Source organism: Streptomyces murinus (assembly GCF_002154555.1).
Classification (GTDB): domain Bacteria; phylum Actinomycetota; class Actinomycetes; order Streptomycetales; family Streptomycetaceae; genus Streptomyces; species Streptomyces murinus.
The window spans coordinates 1-6,578 of record NZ_MUNF01000463.1; the positions used below are offsets into that span (position 1 = coordinate 1).

Here is a 6,578-nt window from a genome sequence, read left to right on the forward strand (position 1 = left end):
ACGGCGGGTGGTCACGAAACCTCCGATTTCACCCCTCCGGAGAGGGGGTCGCCGACGGGAGCGGGGTGCGCGAAACCCTTGCAGCCGACCGTGGGGCGGGCAACCGCGTGGATCAAGGTTTGTGGAAGATCTGAGGTTTCCCGACGGTAGGGTCCGCAGGCGGGAGGGGGGCCAACACCCCAGGTGGCAGGGCCTGTTGCAGGGGCCGGGCCGGGACTCGTGGAAGACTGCGAAGGCGGAGCGGTCAATCGTGTCCGAGGGTGCTCTCGCGATGCACCAGCGTGTAGCCGGCGTGGATCCGGCGGGCCTGCTGCCGTGGGGCGCCGTCGAGTTGGGAGAGTACCGACTCGACCGCCATCCTGGCGATGGACGCCTNNGTCGTTGTAGGCGAACACCGCGTCCGGGCGGTGGCCCGCGTCCAGCAGCCGCGCCATGGCCGCCGCTCCGTCGGCGTGGCCCCAGCCGTCGGTGGCGGCCACCAGCCGGCCGTCGGCCACGAGACCCGCCGCGTCCAGCTCCTCGCGCCAGCCGCGCAACCGCAGATGGGCGGGCTGGCTGCGGCCGCGCCGGGCGCCCAGGAAGGCGATGTCCCGCCGCCCCAGGGAGATCAGATGGCGCACCGCCTCGCGGGCGGCGGCGACATTGTCGATGGAGATGTGGTCGTAGGGCAGGTCGTACTCCCGCTCGCCGAGCAGGACGAGCGGGACGGGCGCACGCTCGCGCAGATCGTCCGCCTCCAGCTCGATGGGGCTGAGGATCAGCCCGTCGATCACCCGGCTGCGAAAACCCTGGCAGACCAGGGTCTCCTGATCGCGGCGGCCGCCCGTGTGGTCGAGCAGCACGGTGTAGTCGTGCTCCGCTGCGGCGTCGACGACCTCGGCGGCCAGCTCGGCGAAGTAGGGATTGCCCAGCTCGGGCAGGGCCAGAGCGACTATCCCGGTCCGGCCCTTGCGCAGATGCCGTGCGGTGAGGTTGGGCCGGTAGCCGAGTTCGTCGATCGACTTCTGTACGCGCGCCCGCATCGCGGGGGTGACATGCGGCTGGTCGTTCACCACGTTGGACACGGTCTTGATGGAGACACCCGCGTGCGACGCGACGTCCTTGAGGCTCACCCGCACGACGTTCCTCCCCGTCCGGGCAGGAACCCCGGGCCGACGAACCCTTCCAGGCCCGGCAACCGGACCGCACCCGGCGCTCCGCAAGGACCTACGCCGGATTTCCAACGTTATACGGGGCCGCGCTCCGTCCTGGCAAGCCCGGTCGCCGACGGGAGACCGGGAGGGGAGTGCGGGAACCACGACAGGCTCCCGCACCCCCGGAACACGGCATGTCACGCAGTGATGTGACGATTCATCAGCTCAGCTTGAACTTCTGTGCGGCGGATCCGTTGCAGTCCCAGATCTGGAGCCGGGTGCCGTTGGCGGTCGCGCCGCTGGGGGAGTCCAGGCAGCGGCCGGACTGGGGGTTGAGGAGCGATCCGTCGCCCTGCTGCACCCACTTCTGTCCGCCGACACCGTTGCAGTCCCACAGCTCGACCTGGGTGCCGTTGGCGGTGCCGTTGCCGTTGATGTCGAGGCAGCGGCCGAGGGTGCGCAGCGAGCCGTCGGCATGGTGGTACCAGTGCTGGTCGACGGCCCAGGACTGGCAGTCCCACAGCTGTACGGCCGTACCGTCGCCGCCGCTGTCATCGGCGGCCACGTCCACGCACTTCGACCCCGTGCCGACGACCGGCGCACCGCCGTTGACGGAGAACTTCTGCGCCGCCGCGCCGTTGCAGTCCCAGATCTGAAGGCGGGTGCCGTTGGCGGTCGCGCCGCTGGGGGAGTCCAGGCAGCGGCCGGACTGGGGGTTGAGGAGCGATCCGTCCGCCTGCTGCACCCACTTCTGTCCGCCGACGCCGTCGCAGTCCCACAGCTCGACCTTGGCGCCGTTCGCGGTGCCGTCGCCCTCGATGTCCAGGCACCGGCCGATCGTGCTCAGGGAGCCGTCGGCGTTGTGCTGCCAGTGCTGGTCCTCGGCCCAGTTCTGGCAGTCCCACAGCTGTACGGCCGTGCCGTTGGTGCCGGTGTCGTCCGCGGCGACGTCCACGCACTTGCCGCCCGGCCCGGTGACCGTGCCCTGGGGCCCGTTGGGCACGTCCGTCTCGCCGGAGTAGCCGACGGAGACCACCTTCGACTGGACGGCGTTCTCGGCGGCGTCGGTCGGATAGCCGGCGACCATCACGCCCTCGAAGAAGGTCCCCCGGTTCCAGTTGCTGTTGTCACCGCCCGTGCCCAGGATGATGCCGCCCTCCTGATGCATGGGCCGGTACCCGGCGCGGGTGGGCAGACCGCCGTCCCACCATGTACTGAGCGCCCCCGACTGGGAGTTGCCCCCCTTGAGCGCGTACTTGGTCTGTCCGTCGTTCTTCAACACGGCCGTGACGAAGGGGCTGTTGTTGCCCCGGTTGGCGGTGTTGGAGCCGTTGTCGCCCTGGAACATGCCGTTCTCCATGTCGGCCTCGATCCACGGCCCCGACCCGGTGCACGGCGCGAAGTAGCACGTGGTGGCGATGGACACGGCGTCCATGTGACCGTTGCCGGTGTCGGCCGGGGTGCGCTCCGCGTTGCCGTAGTCGAAGCAGCAGTCGGAGCCGACGTGCGTCCCGCTGGCCACCATGTAGGCGCCCTCGGGCTGTCCGTCGACCGCGACGCCGGAGGCCACCCCGGTGTAGCGGTAGCCGACGCCCGGCGAGATCCAGATGCCGTACACCTTGTGCCCGCCCGCCGTCACCGCGATCTCGCTCGCGTCCGCACCGCGGTCGGCGCCCATGCCGGAGGTGCCGGCCGGGCCCGGGGTCAGGTCGTTGTGCCGCGAGGTCTGGTCGTAGACCTTGGTGATCCGGCAGGTGGTGTCCTGACAGAACGTGTCCTGCTGGGCGGCGTTGGCGTAGCCGCCCGCGGACAGCAGCCCGATGTCCGCACGGGCCCCGTCCGAGGCACGCGTGACCTGGTACAGCGGGCCGTTGTACGACGACAGCAGGGCGCGGGTCGTACTGTGCGCGGCGACACAGGGGGTGCCGGCCGCGCCGTAGATGTCGCACGGCAGTGAGCCCGCCGCCTGTGAGACGCCCGGCAGGGCGATCAGGGCCCCGAGGACGAGCCCGATCGCCGCGACGGCGGACAGCAGATGCCGCAGCGGACGGAGGAGCGCCCACCGCGCGGAGCGGCGGAGACCGCCTCCCGCGGTGGATTTTTCTCTGCGCATGGTGTGCTCCCGGTGCTGGGGGAGAGGGGGGAATGGAGCTCGACCTGCCGAGGCGGCGGCAGGCGCACTCGGCTCGGCGCCTGCACGGCGCCGGGCTCTACCAACGTTGTAAACGGGATCCGCCACATGACAGCACAGCCCCCGCGGGGGCGTCCATCCCTGTGCGCGAATCCGGCGGCACGCCCGGCCGCGATCCCACGAAGGGCCGTAAAGCCGCTGTTCACAAGGGAGTTGGCGGCACCGGTGGCCTGGCCACCGAAGACTTCGGGTGCTCGGGAGTCGTCGCCGAGCCCCCTTCACGCGAACGGAAGGCCCCGCTCGAAGAGTTGTGTACCGCGGGTTGACACCGGGTTTGACGTTCCCTCAATGTCTACAACGTTGAAAAGCCCGCCTGTCGTACCGCCCTCCGCGATCGAGGGTCCAGGTGGCCTCGTCTCTTCAGCCCCCGCCCCTTCGTTGCATCGTTGAGGATGTGATCGGCGCGTGAACGTCTCCTCCCGAGCCAAGGCCCTTACCGCCGCAGTGCTCACCGCCGGCCTGTGCCTGGCCGCCGCCGGATGCACCAAGTCGGACTCCTCCTCCGGCGGCGACTCGCACGCCTCGGCGGCCGCGGGCAACGACTCGGCCGCCTCCCAGCAGGTCGCCTCACCCTCGGCGGCGGGCCCCGGCTGCACCTACAAGACCTACGGCGGTGGCGTTCCCCGGCTGGACCTCACCGACGGCAAAACGATCGTCGGCTTCTCCCAGTCGGAGTCGACCAGCAATCCCTTCCGCGCCACCGAGGCCAAGAGCATCGAGCAGCAGGCCAAGAAGCTCGGCGTCAAGCTCATCGAGCGCAACGCCAACGCGGACGTCAACACCCAGAACTCGCAGATCGAGGACATGATCGCGCAGGGTGCCAAGGCTCTGATCGTCGCGCCGGAGAACTCCGACGGGCTCGGCCCCGCCCTGGCCAAGGCCAAGTCCGCCAAGATCCCCGTGCTCACCATCGACCGCACCGTCGGCGGCACCGCCTGCACGGACTTCATGGCCTTCATCGGCTCGGACTTCTACCACCAGGCGCAGCTCGCGGCCGACGACCTCGCCGGCGCCACCGGGGGCGGCGACGCCCATGTCGCCATCCTCACCGGCACCCCCGGCAACAACGTCACCACCGACCGGACCAAGGGCTTCGAGGACCGGGCCAGGGCGAAGTACCCGAAGATGAAGGTCGTCGCCTCCCAGACGGGCAACTTCGCCCAGACCGACGGCCAGAAGGTCATGGAGCAACTGCTCCAGTCCCACCCGGACATCAACGCCGTCTACGCCGAGAACGACGAGATGGCGCTCGGCGCGATCCAGGCCATCAGGTCCGCGGGCAAGACGCCCGGCAAGGACGTCAAGGTCGTCTCCATCGACGGCATCGAACAGGCCGTCAAGAACGTCGGCGCCGGTCAGATGGTCTCCGACATCGAGACCAACCCGCGCTTCGGCCCGCTGGCCTTCCAGGCGCTCCAGGACTTCTACGGCACCACCGGCGTACAGCCCAAGGTGATCATCAAGGACGGCCACTTCACCGCCGACAACGCCAAGCAGGCCCTCGACCAGGGCCTCGTCTACTGAGCCACGGCCGAAAGGCGAGGCAGGCGGCCGCCGTCGGTGGCCCGCATGAGGAGGAAGACGTTGGTCCAGCAGGGCCGGGCACCTCGCAGCGACTGGATCCTCGAAGTCGCCGGGGTGGACAAGAGCTTCGCGGGCGTTCACGCCCTGCGCGGGGTGGACTTCCGGCTGCGCCCCGGTGAGGTGCACGCGCTCATCGGCGAGAACGGCGCCGGAAAGTCCACGCTGATCAAGGTGATGACCGGTGTGTACCGGCCCGACACGGGGCGGGTCCGCCTCGCGGGCGAGGACCGCGCCTTCCGCAACCCCCTGGAGGCGCAGACGGCCGGGATCTCCACCATCTACCAGGAGGTGAACCTCGTCCCGCTGATGTCGGTGGCCCGCAACCTGTGCCTGGGCCGCGAGCCGCGCCGCTTCGGCCTGGTCGACGTGCGGGCCGTCAACCGCATCGCCCGCGAGACGCTGAAGCGCTACGGCGTCGACGTGGACGTCACCCGCCCGCTCGGCAGCCTCGGCCTCGGCGCCCAGCAGATGGTGGCCCTGGCCCGCGCGGTGCAAACCGACGCCCGCGTGGTCGTGATGGACGAGCCGACCTCCTCGCTGGAACCCCGCGAGGTCGAGACCCTCTTCTCGGTGATCCGCGGCCTGCGGAGCCAGGGCATCGCCGTCGTCTACGTCAGCCACCGCCTCGACGAGTTGTACGAGATCTGCGACCGCGTCACCGTGCTGCGCGACGGCGCGGTCGTGCACACCGGCGACATGGCCGGACTGGAACGGCTGAAGCTCATCTCGCTGATGCTCGGCCGGGAGATGTCCACCGTGCGGGCCAAGGGCGCAACGGCGTTCGGTACCGGTCAGCACGGCCAGCAGAACGGAGACGGCGTCGGCGGCGGGGACCGCGGGCCCGAGGCCGCTCCGGTGCTGCGCGCCACCGGCCTGACGGTCCGCCACAAGGTCCACGACGTCGGCCTCGACATCCACCACGGCGAGGTCGTCGGGCTCGGCGGCCTGCTCGGTGCGGGCCGCAGCGAGACCGCGAAGGCGATCACCGGCGCCCTCGCCACCGACGGCGGCACCGTCGAGGTGGACGGCGTCCCCCTCGCCCGCCGGGGCCCGGCCGCCGCCATCAGGGCCGGTGTCGTGATGCTCGCCGAGGACCGCAAGACCGAGGGCATCCTGCCCAACCTCTCCGTGCGGGAGAACATCTCCCTGGCCCTGCTGCCCCGGCTCGCCCGCGCCGGTGTGGTCTCGGGGGCCAGGCAGGACGACGTCGTCCGCTTCTTCATGGAGCGCCTGCGCATCAAGGCGGCCGGACCCGACCAGAAGGTCAGTGACCTGTCCGGCGGCAACCAGCAGAAGGTGCTGCTGGCCCGCTGGCTGTGCCTGGACCCCAAGGTGCTGCTCCTGGACGAACCCACCCGGGGCATCGACGTGGGCGCCAAGGCCGAGGTGCAGGCGCTCATCGACGAACTCGCCGAACAGGGACTCGGGGTGCTGCTGATCTCCTCGGACCTGGAGGAACTGATCGAGGGCTCGGACCGGCTCGTCGTCCTCAAGGACGGACGCGCGGTCGGCCACCTCCGGGGCGAGGACATCACCGAGCAGACCGTGCTGGACACGCTCGCCGCCGCCCCGTCGTCCGAGGACCTGCACGGCGACGACCTGCACGGAAAGGACCTGCGTGGAAAGGACTTGAACGGCGAGGACTTGAACGGCGAGGACTTGAACGGCGA

At 70.4% G+C, this 6,578-nt stretch carries 3 protein-coding genes and 1 pseudogene; 2 read left to right on the plus strand and 2 right to left on the minus strand.

Features of this window, described 5'->3' with window-relative positions; genetic code table 11:
- Positions 1 to 244: 244 nt before the first annotated feature.
- Positions 245 to 1,118 (minus strand): annotated as a pseudogene (locus CCN72_RS26555) (LacI family DNA-binding transcriptional regulator).
- A 235-nt stretch (positions 1,119 to 1,353) separates the two neighbouring features.
- Positions 1,354 to 3,246, minus strand: a complete 1,893-nt coding sequence (locus CCN72_RS26560) for an arabinofuranosidase catalytic domain-containing protein (protein ID WP_086810279.1) — start codon at positions 3,244 to 3,246, stop codon at positions 1,354 to 1,356.
- Between the two features lie 483 nt (positions 3,247 to 3,729).
- Between CCN72_RS26560 and CCN72_RS26565 the strand changes: the two genes are divergently transcribed.
- The gene (locus CCN72_RS26565) at positions 3,730 to 4,848 is read left to right on the plus strand and encodes an ABC transporter substrate-binding protein (RefSeq protein ID WP_086810280.1); all 1,119 of its coding nucleotides are present in this window, start codon (positions 3,730 to 3,732) and stop codon (positions 4,846 to 4,848) included.
- Between the two features lie 45 nt (positions 4,849 to 4,893).
- Positions 4,894 to 6,578 (plus strand): sugar ABC transporter ATP-binding protein (locus tag CCN72_RS26570; protein WP_244174472.1); only part of this gene is annotated, 1,685 nt, incomplete at its 3' end.